The 19,734-nt window shown below is 49.5% G+C and carries 10 protein-coding genes; 2 read left to right on the forward strand and 8 right to left on the reverse strand.

All coding sequences use genetic code 11. The features are described 5' to 3' along the window. Nucleotides 1-7: 7 nt before the first annotated feature. The 5 genes from AC50YG_RS26480 to AC50YG_RS26500 form a co-directional block, all read right to left on the reverse strand. Nucleotides 8-1,627 (reverse strand): response regulator, encoded by a 1,620-nt coding sequence (locus AC50YG_RS26480; protein WP_494831239.1) that lies wholly within the window; start codon nucleotides 1,625-1,627, stop codon nucleotides 8-10. Further along, nucleotides 1,624-3,435, reverse strand: a complete 1,812-nt coding sequence (locus AC50YG_RS26485; RefSeq protein ID WP_494831241.1) for a cache domain-containing sensor histidine kinase — start codon at nucleotides 3,433-3,435, stop codon at nucleotides 1,624-1,626. Before AC50YG_RS26485 ends, AC50YG_RS26480 begins: the two co-directional genes overlap by 4 nt. A gap of 38 nt (nucleotides 3,436-3,473) precedes the next feature. Continuing rightward, nucleotides 3,474-4,316: a carbohydrate ABC transporter permease gene (locus tag AC50YG_RS26490; protein WP_099521165.1), complete on the reverse strand. Its 843-nt coding sequence runs from the start codon at nucleotides 4,314-4,316 to the stop codon at nucleotides 3,474-3,476. A gap of 3 nt (nucleotides 4,317-4,319) precedes the next feature. After that, nucleotides 4,320-5,249 (reverse strand): carbohydrate ABC transporter permease, encoded by a 930-nt coding sequence (locus tag AC50YG_RS26495; protein ID WP_494831326.1) that lies wholly within the window; start codon nucleotides 5,247-5,249, stop codon nucleotides 4,320-4,322. A 97-nt stretch (nucleotides 5,250-5,346) separates the two neighbouring features. Beyond that, complete coding sequence (locus AC50YG_RS26500; RefSeq protein WP_494831243.1) at nucleotides 5,347-6,690, reverse strand: ABC transporter substrate-binding protein; 1,344 nt, start codon at nucleotides 6,688-6,690, stop codon at nucleotides 5,347-5,349. Nucleotides 6,691-7,287: 597 nt separating this feature from the next. Between AC50YG_RS26500 and AC50YG_RS26505 the strand changes: the two genes are divergently transcribed. Next, complete coding sequence (locus AC50YG_RS26505; RefSeq protein WP_494831245.1) at nucleotides 7,288-7,983, forward strand: uracil-DNA glycosylase; 696 nt, start codon at nucleotides 7,288-7,290, stop codon at nucleotides 7,981-7,983. Between the two features lie 386 nt (nucleotides 7,984-8,369). Here the strand turns inward: AC50YG_RS26505 and AC50YG_RS26510 are convergent, their stop codons facing one another. After that, nucleotides 8,370-12,965, reverse strand: a complete 4,596-nt coding sequence (locus tag AC50YG_RS26510; protein WP_494831247.1) for a rhamnogalacturonan lyase family protein — start codon at nucleotides 12,963-12,965, stop codon at nucleotides 8,370-8,372. Between the two features lie 533 nt (nucleotides 12,966-13,498). On the opposite strand from AC50YG_RS26510, the gene AC50YG_RS26515 reads away from it, so the two are divergent. Next, nucleotides 13,499-13,624, forward strand: coding sequence for a hypothetical protein (locus AC50YG_RS26515; protein WP_494831249.1), 126 nt, complete (start codon nucleotides 13,499-13,501; stop codon nucleotides 13,622-13,624). 453 nt (nucleotides 13,625-14,077) lie between these two features. On the opposite strand, the gene AC50YG_RS26520 is transcribed toward AC50YG_RS26515, so the two are convergent. Continuing rightward, nucleotides 14,078-15,205, reverse strand: coding sequence for a response regulator (locus AC50YG_RS26520; protein WP_494831251.1), 1,128 nt, complete (start codon nucleotides 15,203-15,205; stop codon nucleotides 14,078-14,080). A gap of 16 nt (nucleotides 15,206-15,221) precedes the next feature. Continuing rightward, the gene (locus tag AC50YG_RS26525) at nucleotides 15,222-18,311 is read right to left on the reverse strand and encodes a hybrid sensor histidine kinase/response regulator (RefSeq protein WP_494831253.1); all 3,090 of its coding nucleotides are present in this window, start codon (nucleotides 18,309-18,311) and stop codon (nucleotides 15,222-15,224) included. Nucleotides 18,312-19,734: the final 1,423 nt, after the last annotated feature.

Here is a 19,734-nt window from a genome sequence, read left to right on the forward strand (position 1 = left end):
TATCCCCTCACATCCGAAAATAATCCGAAGGGCTTTTGCCCGTGCTCATTTTGAACACTTGGCTGAAATAGGTTGGATTATTGAAGCCGACCATTTCGCTGACCTCGTACACCATATGATGGCCCGACTGCAAATAGTCGATGGCTTTATGAATACGGTAATCATTCAAATAATGCACAAAGTTTTGCCCTGTTACCCGCTTGAACAGCTGGCTTAAATATTTCGGGTGCACGAACAGCTCCTTGGCAATGGCCGCAAAGCTGATTTCCTGGCTGAAATTCGCCGCAACATACTGCTTCACGCTATCGACAAGCCGATTGCTTTTTCGGCCGGAAATTTCCTGCGCCGCGCTTTGCAGCCATTCCTCTACCAGCTCATTCATCCAGCGCGCTAGGGCGCCAAGCGTCAAATGCTGCTGGATGCCCTGTAAAAATTGCGACAGCGTGCGCGGTGGCTGATGCTGGGCGAACGCCTCATTCCAGAAAAAAGTCAGCGAGCTGAACAAGCCGACACATATCGTCTGAATATCCGTGAGCGAACCGCTCGCTTCCTTTTGCAGCTGATTATGAATCGCTTCCCACTGGTGGGCTGCCCGCACCAAATCCTTGTCCGTCAGCGCCTCATTCCACTGCTTAAGCAGCGGCGCATATTGATCATACGTCGTATCCAACTGTGCCCATTCTGCATAAGGATACACTTGGCTTGTACCTTGAAATTCCGCCGCCTCCAGCGCCACGCGGCTTTCCAAATACGAATCGATCAGCTCATGCAGGCTGCTTCGCACCGAACCAATGCCTGCGGTAGCCTCCAGCTTGAGCAGCGCCGTTATTTTCTCCGTCAAGCTGTAGGCGAGCTCCTCGCATGCCTGATACAGCTCGTCCTCCTGCGCCTGCTCCGACAGCAGGACCAGCACGAACAGCCGATCGGAGTAATCAATCGCGTAGCCGTAGATTTGAGTGCCAGCCAGTTTGCCTTCCAGCATTTCGCGAATGATGTTGTTCGCGCCAAATTTGAGCAGCTGCCAGTCTCGCTCCTTCAGCTTCGTGAGCAGCGCGGGGCGCGTCAGCTGCAAGCTCACCGCCGCCACCTGCTTTGGCGAAGGAATGTTCAAATAAGCAAGCCGCTCCTCATGCAGCTCATGCGGCTGATAGCGCGTCGTCAGCAGCTCGGTGAACAAGCGCTCGCGCAAATACGGCAGCAGCCGGTCAAGCTCCAGCTTGTAATGCTCCTCCAGCCGCAGCTTCTCCGCCTGCAAATCCAGCTCGCCCATAATTTCAGCGAGCACGCCTTCGATTTCCGCCACAGCAGCCGGCTTTAGCAAAAAATGATGCACGCCCCAGCGCATCGCCTGCCGCGCATTTTCAAACTCATCGAAGCCGCTCAAAATAACGATCGGCAAGCTCGCATCCTCCTGCCGCAGCGCTTCGACAAGCGCAAGCCCGTTCATCTGCGGCATATTCACATCCGTAATGACGAGATCCGGTTTAAGCTCACGGTAGCTCGCCAGCGCCTGCAAGCCATTCGCAGCCGTTCCAGCAATGCGCAGCCCCAGCTTCTCCCAGCCCACATGCCGCGTCAGCGCCGCAATAATATGCGGCTCATCGTCTACAAGAAGCACTGATTTCATCCTTTTTCACCGTCCAGCAACCGTTTTAATTGGTCTTCTGTTTCAATAATCGGCAGCTTCACTGTCACCTTCACGCCTCCCTGCTCACTATTTGCGAGCTGCAGGCCATATAAAGGTCCGCAGTAAAGCTGCAAGCGCGTATGCACATTGCGAATGCCGATGCCTGTCGCCTTGTCCATATGCCAATCATCGGGCAAGCCTCGTCCATTGTCAGTCAGGCTCATTTCCAAATAAGGCGCTTGCCCCGGCATCTGCTGCTCGCGAATATCCAGAGAGAGTGCCAGCTCCGACGTATTGTCCGCAGGACAGCCATGAATGACTGCGTTTTCAATAAGCGGCTGCAAAATAATTTTCGGTATATAATAGCCGCGTATTTGCGGATCTAACACCCGCTCGGTATAAGCGATCGGGAACGTCATACGCTCCTGCTGAATGCTGAGATAGCAGCGGGCATGCTCCAGCTCATCGCGCACGCGGATGAACAGCTTGCCTCCGCTGAGGCCAATGCGCAGCAGCTTACCGAGCTGCGTAATCATAAAGCTGATATCCTCGGCTTTATAATCGAGCGCCCGCCAGTGGATCATATCGAGCGTATTATACAGAAAATGCGGCTTAATCTGCGCCTCCAGCAAGCTCGTCTGGGCATCGCGCTTCGCCTTGCTCTCCGTCTTCACATCGTCCATCGACTCTTTCAGGCGCGACACCATATGGTTGAAGCTGTAGGAAAGCTGCGCATATTCCTCGGTGAAGGCGCTTGTCGCTTTCGCCTGGAAGTCGCCGCGCTCCAGCCGCTTCATCTCCGCCATCAATCGGCGCAGCGGCTTGATGATGCTTTTCACAAACCAATAGGTCAATATAGCGGACAGCAATAAGCTTAATATTCCGATGCCTAGCACATACCAGCCCGCCTCATAGGTAGTCGCCAGCAGCGTTCTGGTCGGAATCGTCTGTACCAGCCGCCACTGCACCGAGCTAGGCTTGGAGAACACGACCAAATACGATTGATCGTCTCTGCGGAGCAGCTCATATCCATCACTGAGCGTTTTCGAACGGTCACCCAGCCATTCGGCATCGAGAATGACCTCCTCGCCCTCCACCTGCGAGTCGTTCACCTTCACAATAATGTTGCCCGCCGTATCCACGACGAGCACCTGCCCCTCCAGCACCATCGGCACGTCGGCAAAATTGCGCAATACATCCTGCTGCGACATGCTGATGACCAGATAGCCCATCGTCCGCCCCTTGCTGTCGAACATATGCTGGGCATACCCGATGAGCGACTTCGAGGAAGCGTTTTCTTCTTCCGGAATCCAAATGGCGTCCGCCTTCTCCAAAGCGGAAAACCATTTTTGATCGGCAAGCTTGCTCACCGGAAACACAAGATCCGTAGAATTATAGGGCACATCGTTAAAATTATCACTGTAAATTTCAATCGAGCTGATGCCGGAATTGACGACGAGTGTATGATGCAGCAAATCGGAAATTTCCCGCCGTTTAATGAGCATATCATATTTGGATTTGGCTCCCGCCTCCAGCTTGTCCTTCACCTCTTTATTGCTGACGACGGAATAAGCTGTATTCGTCATATTCGTCATAAAATCAAAGCCGCGATTCGTGCTTTCATTCAGCAGCGCCAGCCGCGCCTTACTAATTTCGCTAAAGGTCACATTCGAGAAGGAGCGGTAGGACAGCCAAATAATCGCCAGCAAAAACAACAGGTTTAACAGCACGAAGCAAGCGACCATCAAAGTGGACAGCTTGCTTCTCCGCAATATGGATTGCCGTAAAGAAAAATCGATCGTACGCATCGTATGTCATCACCCTGACCGTTTGGAGTAAGTGAAGCTTACCCTTTAATGCCGGAGGTCGCAATACCTTCTACAAAGTATTTTTGACAGATGATGAAAATAATAAAGCAAGGCAGCAGCGACAGCACGGACATCGCGAACATCGGACCCCAGTCAGATTGCGAGCTGGAATCGAGGAACAGCCGCAGACCGAGCGGAACCGTGAACTTCGAAACATCGCTCAAATAAATCAATTGGCTGAAAAAGTCATCCCATGTCCAAAGGAAGGTGAAAATCGTCGTCGTAATGAGCGCCGGTACCGCGAGCGGCAGCACAATGCGCCAGTAAATTTGAATGAGTCCGCAGCCGTCAATCGTCGCCGCTTCATCGAGCTCCTTGGGCAAGCCGCGAATAAACTGCACCGTTAGAAAAATAAAGAACCCATCGGTCGCCAGCCATTTTGGCGCGATCAGCGGCAGGAAGCTGTTGACCCAGCCGAGCTGATTGAACAAAATATATTGCGGAATGAGCGTCACATGATGCGGCAGCATAATGGTCAGCAGCATCAGTCCGAAGGCGAGCGCCTTGAAGCGGAAGCTGAGACGAGCGAAGGCATAAGCCGCCATGGAGCAGGACAGCACATTGCCAATTACCGCGCCGATGGACACAATCATCGAATTTCCAAGAAAATGCGAGAACGGATTGCCTTGAATCCCGTTCCAGCCTGCAAAATAATTGCCCCAAACCCATTCCTGCGGCCAAATGCCAATTTCAGAAAAAATAACATTGTTCGGCTTGAAGGAGCTTCCGACCAACCACAGCACCGGATACAGCATGACGAAGGCGATGAGCAAAATCGCCAAATGCCTGAGCCAAGCTGTTCTACGCAGCGTATCCACCATCGTCTATTTCCCCCCGTCCTCGTAATGCACCCAGCCTCTGCTGGAGCGGAATATGATAAAGGTGAAGCAGCCGATAATGAGCAGCAGCACCCAAGCCATCGCCGAAGCGTAGCCCATTTGGAAGAAAGCAAAGCCTTTTTTGTACAAATAGAGCGAATACATGAGCGTTGAATTCAGTGGGCCGCCGGTGCCATTGCTGATAACGAAAGCCTGTGTAAACGATTGGAACGACGTAATTATTTGCATGACGAGATTAAAGAAAATGACCGGCGTCAAAATCGGCAGCGTAATGTTAAAAAACTGGCGAATTTTTCCCGCTCCATCCACGGATGAAGCTTCGTAATAATCGGACGGAATTTGCTTAAGCCCGGATAGGAAAATAATCATGGAGGAGCCAAACTGCCATACCGAGAGCAATACGATCGAATACAGTGCATATTTAGGATTCGCAACCCAATCTGGCGCGTGAATGCCTACCTTCAGCAGCACCTGATTGAGCAGACCGTCGCCGCCGAGCATTTTCCGCCATAACATCGAAATTGCAATGCTGCCCCCGAGCAAGGAGGGAATATAATAGATGGTCCGATAAATACCCAGACCCTTGATTCCTTTGTTAAGCAGCAGCGCAACGCCAAGAGCGAAAATCAGCTTGAGCGGCACCGATGCGAATACATATGTGAAAGTAACCTTAAGCGACGTTCCAAACAGCTTATCCGATGTGAGCATTTCCGTATAATTGCTGAGTCCCACCCAATTGGGGCTTGCCAGAATGCTGTAATCCGTTAGTGAAAAATACAGCGACGCCAGCACCGGGCCCAGCGTCAGGCAAATCAGGCCGATGAGCCATGGCGCGAGAAAAAGCAAGGCGGCGCGATTATGCTGGCTGGCTGCCGATCGTTTCGCCTGTTTGCTGCTTTTTGGCGGCTTCGTCATAGATGGTGCTGTCATCGCGGATTCCCCTCTTCCCTTAATTCCAGCGGAGCCGCCGCTTTTTGCAGGCAGCACCGCTGGCTCTTATTCCTTTTTTCTATTATTTGCTTTTGCTGAGCGCCGCATTGGCACTAGCCATAAACTCGTCGATGTTGCTGCCAAGCTCGCCTTGAGCGAACGCCATTTGCTCGCTGAGCGTTTTGAAGCTTTTGTCCACTTCCGAGTAGCCTTGCGGATACGGCGGATCAATGTCGCTTTTGTCTTTGGATACCGTGTCTACGAAGTTAAAAATCATTTTGTCGGTATCGGACAGCGTAGTTGCCATTTGCGCCCGAATTTCTGAATTTACCGGCACCCCGCGCTCCGAGCCAAGAATCGCTGTCGCTTCTGGATCATTGACGAGGAAATCGATAACCATGGCGACCTCTTTCGGATGGTCCGTCTTGGAATAGCCGGAGAGGAATTGGCCTGGCTTGAGGTATTCCCCGCTTTTTGCTTCACCTGCCGAATGCGGCAGCACTTGAATTTTAAGCTGGTCGGTTGAATCCTTCAGCGCCTTCTGGAAGGCAATAATTTGGTTGGACCATATAAAGTCCATCGCTCCTGTGCCCAAAGCGAGCGGGCGTGTTTCGAGCGCATTCGTCATCGCAGCCGTTGCTTCTGGTGAAGTAATGCTGCCGCTGCCGCGCATATCCTGCCACAGCGTGAACCATTTTGTGAAATCCTCTTTCGTCGCGCCTAGCTGCCCATCCTTGAACAAGCTGCGGCCGCTTTGGCGAACCATAATTTCAAAAATGTTGAACGTTCCCGAGTTGTCAGCCGAGCCGACAAAAGCATCTCCCTTCGCCTCTCTAATTTGTTTGGCGATTTTGGCGAAGTCCTCCCACGTCCAGCTTGTGTCTGGGTCTGCAATATTCAGCTCTTGGAACACCTTCGAGCTGTATACAACGCCAGGTGCATTCACCCCAAGCGTGATCGCATAAAGCTTGTCATTCACGGTACCCGCTTTGATCATGCTCGGATCATGCTTGTCAATTTTCAGGTCGCCGCTTTGCGTATACGTATCCAAATCAAGCAGTGCATCACGGTTTGCGTAGTCAGTCAGGAAGGCGTAATCCATTTGAATGAGGTCAGGCGCGTTTGCTCCAGCCACCTGTGTGGACAGCTTATCGAAATAACCGTCCCACCCGGAATATTCCGGCTTAATCACAATGTCAGGATGTTTTTGCTGGAACAGCTCAAGCGCTTTAATGGTCAGATCATGACGGGTTTGCGAGCCCCACCAGGTCATTCTCAATTCGACCTTTTTGGTGCTGCCGCTACCGCTGCTGCTATCTGTGCTTGCTTCAGCCCCCGGCTGGTTATTGCTACCTTGTGCCGAGCATCCCCCAAAGATAAGCGACAGGGAAAGGAGCGTTACAATACCAATCTTGTTTTTAATCATGCTTGACCTCCTGTAACCATTCTTTTTTGTAAGTGCTTACAAAACCTATTGTAGACGATTTATCCGCAACAAAGAATTAACTATAGTAATCTAAATCATCAAAAAGGTAATGCCCCTTTCCCAGATATCCTGCTAGGATGTGTATGCAAATGTAAACGAGCCTGCTCCTAATTGTGTACATACGTACTGAAAGGCAGCTTCATACTCTTCGTTTCAGAGCGGTGCTCACCGCGCAAAGATAGATTTCGTGGACACAGCAGCCGTTATTTCATCAAAATCACGGGTTATAGCACTATTGGCGGACTCAGGTGCAGCTATTGTGCTGCCAAAAGCTGTTTTGATGGGATGAGGAGAACAATAACGGATTTCATGTCCGCGGACGGCCCGAAATCGAAGCAAAAGCGAAAATAGCGGAAGCTCAGTCCGCCAAAAAAGGAGAAGGACGCGACCCCAGCTGTGCAGCTTCAGCCACAGGGGTATCTTCAGCAGGGGCGCAGCCTCAACTGCGTGCCGTGGTTCCTTAAAGCCTGGCTATTTTTATGCATCTTTTCATTTATGCTAAAATAAGAATCATACGCAAATAAGGAGGATTTTACCTTGGCGACTATTTTTCATAATGATTGGGCGGAGCTGTTGAACGCCGAGCTTGCGGAGCCCTATTACCGGGAAATGCGCTCTCATCTCGCCCAGCAATACCGTACGACTACCGTTTATCCCAATATGCATCATATTTATAATGCCCTTCATTATACATCGTTTGAAAATACGCGGGTCGTCATTTTGGGACAGGACCCCTATCATGGCGCTAACCAGGCGCATGGCCTCAGCTTCTCTGTCCAGCCGGGCGTGCGCATTCCTCCATCGCTGCAAAATATATATCAGGAGCTCGCCAGTGATCTTGGCTGCACGCCTCCCGCCCACGGCTATCTCGCTTCTTGGGCCAAGCAGGGCGTGCTGCTGCTCAATGCCGTGCTTACCGTAAGAGCGGGCAGCGCGGGCTCACATCAAGGCATCGGCTGGGAGCGTTTTACCGACCGGATCATTGAAGCGCTGAACGAACGGGAGCAGCCCATCGTATTTATACTGTGGGGCAAGCATGCTCAAGATAAGGCATCCCGCATAGACCGCTCTCGGCATCACCTGATTGCTTCTCCCCATCCAAGCCCTTATTCAGCGGAGCGCGGATTTTTCGGGAGCAAGCCCTTTTCCCGCGCCAACGCCTTCCTTCACAGCATCGGCAGTGAGGCCATAGACTGGCAGCTGCCTATGACGGCGGAGCAGCTCGAACGTTAGCCTTTTTGCCAGCACAACGAACACCAGAACCAACACCAGCACCAACAACAACAACAACAAAAACAACTAGTCCAAAAAACACAAAACAGGCGCTCGTCCGGCCGTAAAGCTAGATGGAGCGCCTGCTTGCGATTATCCTACTATTCCTGCTTAGCATCAATAACCGAGCACCGCCTTCATATAGACTGCAAAATCAGCAGCGCAGCGCAAATTACCACTACCAGCAACAGCTGGGTTCCGCAGCCTACGTTCATCTCTCCATCCCCCCTTCAACCGATTTAAGCTAGTTTGAAAATAAAGAAAAAAGGCTGCGCATCACTACGCAGCCTCCTCTACTATTCTACAGTCCATTTCCGGTTTCCTGTTATTCCCTGTTTGCAGTCTGCTTAATTATTCGCCCCAAGCAGCTGGTTAATGACAACCGCCGCTTGTGCCCGCGTTGCATGGCTCTTCGGCTCGAAGCTGCCATTGCCTGTTCCTTTAATGATGCCTGCACTTTGCATCGCATCTACTGCCTGCTTCGCATAGCTGGAAATCGCCGAGCTGTCTTTGAAATCACTTGGCTGTCCTTGTGCATTCAGCTTCAGCTCAAGCTTCTGAATAACGCGATGGGCCATAACGGCCATATCCTCACGCGTAATTTCATCATTAAAGCCAAAAGTGCCATTTGCTTTGCCTTCAACAATGCCTAGCTCCTGCGCGCTCGCCACTGAGCTGTAATACCAGCTGCCTGGCTGCACATCGCTAAACGTGCTTGCTGCATCCGCCTGCTCCAAATCGAACGTTTGCAGCAGCATTTTCAGAAACTGAGCCCGCGTGACTTGCTGATCCGGCTTAAAGGCTTGATTGCCCATGCCATTAATAATGCCTCTGGCAGCGAGCGATTCAATGCTGTCCTTCGCCCATGCTACACGCTCAATATCATTAAATTGAATATTGACGTGAGCTGCTGCATATTTGCTGAAATGCTCTGGTTTAAAGGTGACGTGCCCTGCTGCCACGTCATATTTTCCATTTTTCACAATTTGCGTTTCACCATTATCGTCAATGTAATAGACGACCACTTTATTCGGACTCTCTCCTGCTTGCAGATTGTAGTCCAATGCAACTTTAACACCGCCTGCAAAAGAAGTAATCGCTTTGCCATCAATCGTCAATGTCAAATCATAAACTTTTGCATCCCCTAGTTGTGCTTTCGCCTCGGCGGAAAGCTTGCTTATATCGGCCTCAGCAGCGGATATTTCAAGCTTTCCAGCTCCTGCTTCCATTTGCCTCGAAAGCCAAGCCGTATCAAGCGTTATGCTCGCCAGACCCAAATTCAATTCCACTTGGCTTACCTGTTTGCCGGATGCCGCTTTCAGCGCCTGCGCTGGAAGCGTTACTTGAACGGAGCTTGCCGCACCCGTTGGCACAGCGGTGATCGTAAGCTTTTTGCCAGCAGCATCGTCCAGCGCTTTCGAGAGCTCAGCCGCAGTCACTTCTGCCGATGCTTTGCCTCCAGCGTCTACTGTAACGACCGGCTTAAGCACCACATTGGCAGGAGCCGGAGTTGACGTCGGGGGAGTCGTTGCACCCGTTCCGCTTGATCCCGAGCCCGTTCCGGGGTTCACGGTTCCAGCAGCGGAAATCGTCACGACGAGCTCGCCGCTCAAGCCCGAACCGTCATTTGCTGTCGCTGTAATTTTTACTTTGCCTGCCGCCACTGCTGACAGCAAGCCATTTGCATTTATCGTTGCAAGCGTTGTTGGCGAGCCAGCTTCACCTGCAACGGCCCACGTTACGGCTTTGTTTGTTGCCGCCGCTGGCAAAAATACCGGGCTCAGCTGCAGCTGCTGCCCCGCCGTCACCTCTTGCGAAGGAGCGGAAATGCTAAGGCTCGTCGCTGCAATGGCATTTGTACGAATATTCGGCCGTTCAGGCATTTCCATATCTGTCCCTAGATAGAAGCTCGTATGTGGCGGCTGGTTGTAGCCCGTATTTTGCCATGCGATGCCAAGTCTGTAGACAGGATCATGCATTAGCGTATGAATCCGATGCTCGGTGACAGCTGTCGTTGTATAAATGCGCAGCGCGCTGCTGTCTTCCGTCCGCAGCACCACCTCTTCGCGCCAGTCTCCGAATAGATCAGCCTGCAGGTTCGGATTGCCTTTCGTATCATTAATCGAATAAGTACCTGTGAAGGTTTCCAAATTGACGAGTGCTTCATTTTCATAATCCCACTTGTCGATTTTTGGAACGCCAACGCGCGGATCACCTAGCCAATTATGATCAAGCAGCTCGCGGCTGAGGTCGCCATCCCACCAAATGGCAAAGTTGGACGTTGGAATGCTCGCGGACAGCTTCTCTCCCTTGGCGTTAAACAGCCCGCCTGTCGTGCTGTTCCACGCACCGTCGATTGCCCATGATTCCGCGCCTTTATGCCTTGGATCGATATCTGCGGACAAACCGCGTCCAGCATCAATGCCGAGCTGCAGCTGCCCCCATAAAACACGGCCTGTTCGTGCATCCTTCATATCGTAGGAATATTTAACGGCGGTATCCTCTTGCACCGCAAACAATTCCAGTCCCAGACGATCCGGGTTAAGATTGCTCAGATGCATCGCATCGCCATGGCCGAGCTTAGAGCTCCACAGCCCGTCTCCGTTATCATCAATAGCTGCCGCGCCTGTAATAATTTCATCCCGACCATCATTATCCACATCAGCAACGCTAAGCTGGTGATTGCCTTGGCCGTAATAATCTTCATTGCCTGGCGTTTTGGAATCGAACGTCCACACCTTCGTCAGTTCGCCATCCCGATAGTTATAGGCGACAAGCACCATCCGCGTGTAATAGCCACGCTGCATCACAATGCTCGGACGCTCGCCGTCGAGATAAGCAATCGCCGCAAGGAAACGGTCAACGCGATTGCCGTAGGCATCGCCCCAATCCGCAACATTGCCCCGCTCCGGCTCATAAGCATCCGTTGCCAGCGCTTTGCCGGTCGCACCTTCAAACACCGTATGGAACTCCGGTCCGGTCAAAATATATCCGCTGGCGTTGCGGTGATCCGCATTGGCATCGCCAATGACGACGCCGCTTCCGTCAATCGTGCCATCCGCCGTGCGGAACGTCACCTCGGCTTTGCCGTCACCATCCAAATCGTAGACCATAATGTCGAGATAGTGGGCGCCTGCCCGCATATTTTTGCCTAAATCCATTCGCCACAGACGTGTACCGTCGAGCTTGTAAGCATCAACATACACATTGCCCGTGTAGCCAGCCTGCGAGTTGTCCTTCGCATTGCTTGGCATCCAGCTCATTATAATTTCGTATTGCCCGTCTCCGTCCAAATCGCCAACGGAAGCGTCATTCGCCGAATACGTATAAGCTACGCCATCTGGGGTTACCCCGCCTTCCGGCTTCTCAAGCGGGATGTTCAAGTAGTTTGTATCCCACACCTCAACCGTTTCCGATTGCGGCTGCTCCACTCCCCCGGTAATGGCCCGCACATAATACGTTGAACTGCTGCTGCCGTTCACATCCGCATAGTTAGTGCTGCCTGTAATTGGCGTGCTGTTCAGCTTCACGCCGTCGCGGTACAGATTGAATGCGATATCCTCCGCATCGGTGCCCAGCAGGCGCCAGCCTACGTACACATGATCGGTTTCCTTCACCGCAACGAGGCCGCGATCCAGTGCTTCCATTTGGCGAGGAGCCAGCTTAATCGGCGTTTCGCTAATTGCTATGCCGCTTGACTCGCTAACCGCTTCTCCCGCATATTCATAAGCGCCTTTGACCACGAATGAATAGGTCGTTCCATTCGACAGCCCTGCTATAGTCGAAATGTATTTGCCCGCAGGCACCGTATCAACTAGTGTCAAGGAAGCGTCTTCATTTTTCAAATAAACGCGAGTTTCCTTAAAAGCTGGGTCCTGAGGCTGCTCCCAGCCGATTTTGACCGTTTCATCATGCGCTTCACTGACGACATACGTCACATTAGGCGACTTTTCCAGCTTATTGACTTTCACCTTGTACGTACGGCTAATATCCGTATAGGCGGACGAGGTTACCGAAACGCCAAATTCCGTCTCGTCGCTCGTCAAAGGAATTGTGCTCTTCTGTCCGCTGGCAATCGCACCACCATCCAATTTCAATCCGACAAATCCAGCGTTGCTTGCTGTTGGTGTTATATCCACCGATGCAGCCGAATACGGCACCTCTACCGAATAATCGTATACGCCTGGATCAAATGGCGGATTGAGCACAGGTGCAAAGTTGCCTGAGCCTAGCATTAGGCCAGCGAGCTTCACATCAAGCGCGGTTACACGCACATTCGCCACATTGATTTGGCCGCCATTCGGATTGACATAGAAGCCAAAGCTGCTGATCCGTTCCCGGTTGCTGTAAAAAGCGGACGGCCAGTTTACCGTCGCGTTCGTCGCCAAATCGGTAACGCTTACATTATACTGCTTGCTTGGCACATTAAATACCATTTTGAAACGGTACCAATGCGTCACATCATACGCAAGCTGCTTATCTACAGCTGCATTATGCTGCTTGATGACGCCAGCATCCAGCTGGTAGCGGGCAGCGGCAGCATTGGTTGCATTCACCTTGCCATCCATGACCCATAGCGAGCCGCCTTTACCCGTTGGCAGGTTGACATCAAACTCAACGATTAAGCCGCCGCTTTCACCAGCAAAACGTTGGCCAATATAAGAGGAGCCGGTCGATTCATTCGTAATCGCTCCATAAGTAGAACCTGTAACAGAATCCTGCTTGACTACAAAAGCTGGAGCAGCGCCTTCCTTTGTCCAAGTGTTACCGCTTCCAATTGTTAAATCGCCAAGCGCATAGCTGCTGAAATCATCGGATACAAGCACCGAATCAGCTGCTGCTGCAGGCATAGAAAAGGCTGGGACTAAGAGAGTGAGTGCTAAAAGACATGACAGGAACTTCGACATTGCTGCGGTTCCTTTCCCCTTCTTGCGCATTCGCATTACCGTTATTACCTCCCTGAAATTAGGTTTGTACTCCGTCTTTCTCCTGAGGGTCCATCATCTCCCCCGCAGAAATAAAGCGCTTTCCAAAATAGGCAAATCTGCCAAGTGTAAACGGCAGATGCCATCCTCTGGCGGCAAAGCTACCGTTTCGAGGGTGAAATATAAGCCCATTATAAGGGTGATACTTATACATGCTTATATTTTAAAACACACTCGGTACCCCTGCCTGTATGGTGAATACTTCTCCAATTATAGGGAATTTTCCGAAATAAACCACGCCAAAAAACAGAGCTGTTTGAGTAAAAACTAGACATTTTATCTAAACGTATCGGCGTTTTTATCTGTATTGTACCCGTTTCAAACTCATTCTACGGTGTGTATGCATACGCAAGCGAGCTGGATTCCGGTAGAAGTCAGCGTTCAAACGTCTTCCCTCTACCTACAGGAAATGGCACAACCCATCAATATGGAAAATGTGAACCTGCTTACCAAACGGTAACTTCTTGCTGCTCTTTTCTGGGGCTTGCTCCTTGTACGAAGACACAAAGGTAGACTTGGTGGACACAGCTTGGTGGACACAGCTTGGTGGACACAGCAGCCGCTATTTCAACCGAATCACTGGTATTGGCACCGGCTGCGGACTCAGGAGCCGCTAATGCGCTGCCCATCGTCATTTTGAGAGGATTATGAAGGCAATAGCGAATCTCCTGTCCGCTTAAGGCCCGAAATGGATTTAAAAGCCAGAATAGCGGAACCTCAGTCCGCCAAAAAAGGAACGAGCTTCCAAGGCTGCGTGATCTCAGCAACAATATTCTCAACAACTGTAGTATCAGCCACAGTGCTCTCTGCAACTGTGGTCTCAGTAACTGTGCTCAGCAACACTCGCATGCTGTAGCTCCTTAAGCCTTGAATGGTCAGAGGAGATTTGCCTAGATTGGCCTAGAATAGGTACTAAGCATGGAGCAGCAGGAAGGGCTCCACGTTTGCATGCACATCCTAGTACATCCTAGTATAAATTTCAAAAAAGCGGCCCAGCCGCTCAGCCATTCGCAAAAAGAAAGGCAAAGCCAGCTGAACCGCCATTTTATTTTATTTAAATTTATTTTATTTTATATAGCGCCTTTAAGCTGTTTTATCACATGCTTCGTCTCTGGCTCCGGCTCACAATTTAAGTCTTCGAGAAGCAATCGTGCAAAATCGTCATAATAGAGGACAAGTGCCTCCTGTTCGCCCAGTTGGCCAAACAGCTTTAAAACCTGCCGGCACAGCTCATCCGAGTAAGGCTCCTGCTCATGCAGCAGCAGCAGTCTCTTAAGCGCATCCTGCTCATGCCCAGCGTTCATCTCATAGTGGATAAGACTGCGAACAAACCGCACATATTTCGCTCTAAGCTCATCCCTGCGCTGCCGAGCCCATAGAAAATCATGCTCTTCAAAATAGTCCCCAGCATAAAGGCTGAGCGTCTGCTCCGCCGCAATACGCTGCTGCTCCGTATCAATTGTGCGAATCGCGGCAACTCCCAGCTCAAACTGCTCGACATCCAGCTTTAATCCATTGCTCGTCAGACGATAGCTGTCAAGCGCAAACTCAACGTGCGCCTCTACTTTCCAATCTTTCATCAGCTTGCGAATTTGATAGACGGACGTATGGAGCAGCATCATCGCTTTCTCATAATCCGAATCGGGCCATAGCGTGTCCAGAAGCTGCTGCTTGGCGACCCATTGATCTTTATAATGCAGTAAAAAAGCAAACAGCTCCTGCGCTTTCAGCGTCCGCAGCCGGAGGCTCGTATTCGTTTTTCCATCGTCATGAAACGCCAGCCGCTTGAAGCAGAGCACCTGCCTGCCAGGCAGCGGCTGATTCTCCGGCTTGCCCCGACTGTAATCCTCCATAATGCGGGTAATCGTCTTCTTAAACCGCTCAGGATGTACGGGCTTCAGCAAATAATCGAGCGCATTGTGCTCAAACGCTTCAATCGCATATTCCGAATAGGCCGTTATGTATACGATACGGATATCCGGGTTAATGCTGCGGATATGCTCCGCCGCCTCAAGCCCATTCAGCCCCGGCATATTAATATCCAAAAAGACGATCTGGGCGGGCGTGTTCCGCACATCCTGTATGCCATCTCTGGCCGAGGTGAATTTTGCTGCCACCTGTAAGCGTCCGTCCCGCTCGAACAACCATTCAATGTGAGCGAGCGCCGGCTTTTCATCATCAATTAAAATGACTCTCATCGCCATCGACTCCCTTTCATACTTCGCTATACGTGCCTGCTCGCAGCTCTTTTGGATAGCGGAAGCTTACCTCCGCTCCGTGCTGCCGCTGTCCATCAATGACCAAACCGCTGCCGTACAAATTAACCAGCCTTTGATGAATGTTGCTCAAGCCTACGCGTCCCGTCCCTTTGTCCGAAAGCACCTGCGATAATCGTTCAGGGGAAAAGCCTACACCATCGTCCTCTACAAGAACCATAATACAGTTATCCACTTCAGAAATTTTCAGCTTAATGGTGCCGCCTTCTTCTTTTTTCATGACGCCGTGATTAACCGCATTTTCCACAATCGGCTGAATAGTCAGCGGAGGTATAAGCGCAAGCTCATCGCAGCTAATTTCGTATTCAATTTTAAGCCTTTCATCAAAACGCGCCTTTTCCAGCGTCAAATAGGACTTAACCAGCTCCAGCTCACGTTCGATCGTCGTCATTTTATCGCGATTATGGAAATCAAAGCTGCTGCGCAAAAACTGGCTTAACTCAATCAGCAGCTCCATTGCTTTATACGGATCTACCGGACAAATCGCTATAATCGTATTCAAGGCATTATATAAAAAATGGGGTTTGATTTGCGCCTGTAAAAATGCCATTTCCGCCTGTACGGCCAGCTTAACCGACTTGCGGAGTGCCAGCAGCGTTTGAACCCGGGCACGCAGCTCGCCTGCATCAACGGGCTTGCCAATATAATCGTTGACCCCTGCCTCAAAGCCGAGCTTAATGTCCTCTGGCTTCGTTCTGGCCGTGAGCAGCAGCACCGGCAGCTCAGACAGCAGGAAGCGCTCACGGATTTTGCGGCAAAGCTCAATGCCCGACATTTTCGGCATCATCCAGTCCGTAATGACCAAATCATATTTGGCCGGAGCAGCAAGCGCCTCTTCAAGCGCTTCATCCCCGCTTCTTACCGCCGTTACCTCGCAGCGTTCGATGGAAAGCAAATTAATAAGCACCTGCAAATTAATCGGATCATCGTCAACGACGAGTACGCGGAATTCAGCAGCGGGCGGCGGTATATTCAGCATAGCCGTAAGCTCGATTGCGGCGGCCTGCTCCTGATAGGGGATATCAGCCTCGTCTGTTTGCTGCCCTTGTGCAATGGGTATTGTAAAGCTGAACGTAGTCCCTTTTCCTACAATAGAATGGACGCTAATGGTTCCCCCACCCAGCTCCACAAGCTGCTTCGTAATGCGCAGTCCGAAGCCCGAGCCTTGAAAACCCGCCAGTGCAGCCTTTGCTTTACGTTCAGAAAGAAAAATCGTTTCCAGCTGCTCAGGCGACATGCCCATTCCCGTATCCGAAATGTCCACCCTCACCTTATTTGCCTGCGTCACCGCACTAATTGTAATTTTCCCTTGAATGGTCGCCTTCGCTGCATTGCCCAGCAAGTTGTACAAAATTTGCCGCAGCCGATCCTCATCCGCATCCAGCAAAGGCAAATTGGCGGGCAGCCGCTGCTGAATCTGCACCTGCTTGTCAATGAGCAGATGCTCCACAACCTCTACGACCGCATGAAGCACAGGCTGAAAATAAATTTTTCGCTTCGCCAGCTTCATCACACCGCCCCGCAGCTCCGCGAATTCCAAAATATCCTGAATAAGGGCGGACAGCTGCTTGCCGGTCGAGACAATCATCGATAAATGCTCCGCCTGCTTCGTATTGTTCAGCGGCCCGGCAGCGCCTTCCAGCATGGAGGCGGCCATATTAATAATGCCGTGCAGCGGCGTCCTCAGCTCGTGCGAGGTCATCGTCATAAATTCATCCTTGAGCCCATCAAGCGTCAGCAGCTTCTCTGACAGCTGCTCCACCTCGCGAATTGATTTCGTAAAGCGTTTCGCGAACAAGCCCGCGTGGGCGAACACAAACAGCAGCATTTCGAAGGAAATGAGCATGGTGCTTTCCAAAAATCCGTAGGCCCGCATCATGGAAGCAAGCATCATCATGACGATGCTCTGAAGACTTAAAAACCAGTAGGGATCCGTATATGCTTTGCGTCCTACCCCGCGGATAATGACATAAATATAATAAACGATCATCAACAAGCCTTGAGCCATAATTAATACTTCCAGCTTCGATATAAATAATGGCGTCGCAATGAGCTCCAGCAAAATGGTGATGCCCGCAAACCATTTCAAGAACCGCATCACTTTGGTATGAACGATGCCGGGCAGCATTTCATTCACGATGCATAATAAAAAATAATACACAAACACCGATGAGATTGGCTGCAGCTTCAGCACGAAGGAATACGGCAGATCAGGAAGCAGCTGGGAAATGAGCCGTTCCCCTTGGGTCATCATAAAAATCATGGAAGAGAGGCAAAAAAGCCCGAGAAACATCAGCCCCTTCTCCTGTTTTCTAAGCGCATATAACAGCAAGCAAAATAAGCCTGGAATCAAAAATCCGGCAATCGTCAGCACCCCTAGCAAAATATCCATCTCACGGTTTTTGATAATGGTGTGCTGCTCTCCGAAGGTAATGGAATAAATAATGCCGCCTGTAGCATAGCTGTAGTTTGCCACCTGCACAATGAGCTCGACCGAATCGCCCGCAACGGTGCCAAGACCAATATAAGGCACATTGTTCTGAACGCCATCGTACTCATTTGCAGCTGGGGCACCACTGGCGCCAATCATTTGATTGTTTAAATAAATGCGATTGGCCATGCGAATGTTTGAGGTATAAACCCCATATATTTCTCGCAAATGGCTGGGAAGCTGAATTTTCAAGCGATAAGTGCCGTAGCCAATGCCCGCCCTACTTCCTTCTCCAGACAAATAATCATTCCATTTACCTGGCACGTTCACCAGCTTGCTCGGTGGAGCCTGCTCCTGCGGCATCTGGCTAGCTATGACAAAATCTTTTGGAGTCAGCAGCTGGCCAGGATAAAACTCCCACTCGCCATCCAGCTTCACTGCCCCCTTTTCTACAAAACTCCAGTTACTCAAGTCCAACACGCCATTTACAGCACGCACATCCTGTTTATCTGCAACATTTTGGAAAATAAGCGCGAAAATTGTGCCCAAAATTCCTATTATCATCAGGAACATGCCCATGTTCTTTCGATTAAGCATTCATAGTCTCTCCCCGCAGCGTTACGATGTCTCTTATGTATCGTCTATACGATGTAAAAGCCTGCTGAGTCGCACTCACCAGGCACTGCTTATTCATGCAAGCTATCGTTATCGTTTCTATCTTCTATTATAACTTCTATTCTGAACCTTTTCTGAACATATTTCAGCTATATTACCTTAATGCTTACTGAAAATCCTACTTATGATTACCTACACATGAGCGAACACGGTTGTAATCCTGAATCAATTGAAGACTGAAAATCGAACAGATCAGCCTGTGAACAATCGTACCTCAAAAGAATTTTCGCTTCTCTACACTGATTCATAAACACTCAGCATTGATCCTACGACTGGGGTTGCTGCTTGTTTATTCGTTTTTCACTTAAAATAACTTGATGCTGATTTTGTACTGGAGATGAACCATTTCCATGAATTTGCACATACGGCAAACTACCTGCTTGTTATGCTTTAGCTTTTAACCTCATTAAAAAAGCTAAATAAGCAATATGCCTTACATTCTACTCCTATAGTAATTAAAAATAGATAGTTCTATTTCTATATATTACATATGCAGATTTTTGAGAGCTTGTTATGCAACAAGCTTCTCCAAACTTTTATTCTCTTCTCCGGCTGTGCTTAGTCTATCATGGTAAGAACAAACTTATTTTGTTTAATGCTACGCCCGACCAACTAATTCAATTAAAATTCGGAATGAATTATTGATTTTCAATAAATATTTAACATAAAAAATTTAGTTTTGATTTATTGACAAAAGAATTTTTGTTAATTCAATAATAATTTACTGTTTCAGATTCTTCAATTTAAAATGATTTTCAAAGGTAGCGCCAAGGATTTTGTGTATATGATTTAACCAGTAGATGCTACATAAGGAAGTCCTCGGTTTTCGGATTGATGTGCGTAGCAACTCCACTAGAAGAAGTTTTCATTTATTCTATTTACACATCATATTTTACACTTTCTTTTCAAATCATTTTAGATCATTAACCTGAAATGTTTGACCAACGAAACGACTAATGGTTAAATATCAATATACCAAGGTCGCTCTAAATTCTCATATTATAGAATATATTATATATGGAGGTGTAAAAATGGGTTTAGAAGGGTTTTTAAAGATGATATCAGGAGTTTCGTGGATAGTTGTCTTTTAAATATTTGTTATTTTAATTATTTTATTCCTATATAATAAATTCATTAGAAGGAAATAGTTTATTTAAAAACACTCTTCGATGAGTATCCTTCTACTATTATTTTTGAAAATACGTTCGCATATGAAGGGAATTTGAAAACCTTTTGTTAACATACATTTGACAACTACATTTGCTATTGCAATACCCAAAAACAATAAAGTAAAATATCAGGCTAAATGCTTTACCGAACTACACAACGTAGTCCGCTACTCTCA

The organism is Paenibacillus sp. J31R34, assembly GCF_059383715.1.

Bases quoted from the DNA above. Each gene is read 5' to 3' on its own strand.
- AC50YG_RS26495 (WP_494831326.1), bottom strand. From the start codon at position 5,249: ATGACGAAGCCGCCAAAAAGCAGCAAACAGGCGAAACGATCGGCAGCC.
- AC50YG_RS26485 (WP_494831241.1), bottom strand. From the start codon at position 3,435: ATGCGTACGATCGATTTTTCTTTACGGCAATCCATATTGCGGAGAAGC.
- AC50YG_RS26500 (WP_494831243.1), bottom strand. From the start codon at position 6,690: ATGATTAAAAACAAGATTGGTATTGTAACGCTCCTTTCCCTGTCGCTT.
- AC50YG_RS26510 (WP_494831247.1), bottom strand. From the start codon at position 12,965: ATGCGAATGCGCAAGAAGGGGAAAGGAACCGCAGCAATGTCGAAGTTC.
- AC50YG_RS26520 (WP_494831251.1), bottom strand. From the start codon at position 15,205: ATGAGAGTCATTTTAATTGATGATGAAAAGCCGGCGCTCGCTCACATT.
- AC50YG_RS26525 (WP_494831253.1), bottom strand. From the start codon at position 18,311: ATGCTTAATCGAAAGAACATGGGCATGTTCCTGATGATAATAGGAATT.
- AC50YG_RS26480 (WP_494831239.1), bottom strand. From the start codon at position 1,627: ATGAAATCAGTGCTTCTTGTAGACGATGAGCCGCATATTATTGCGGCG.
- AC50YG_RS26490 (WP_099521165.1), bottom strand. From the start codon at position 4,316: ATGGTGGATACGCTGCGTAGAACAGCTTGGCTCAGGCATTTGGCGATT.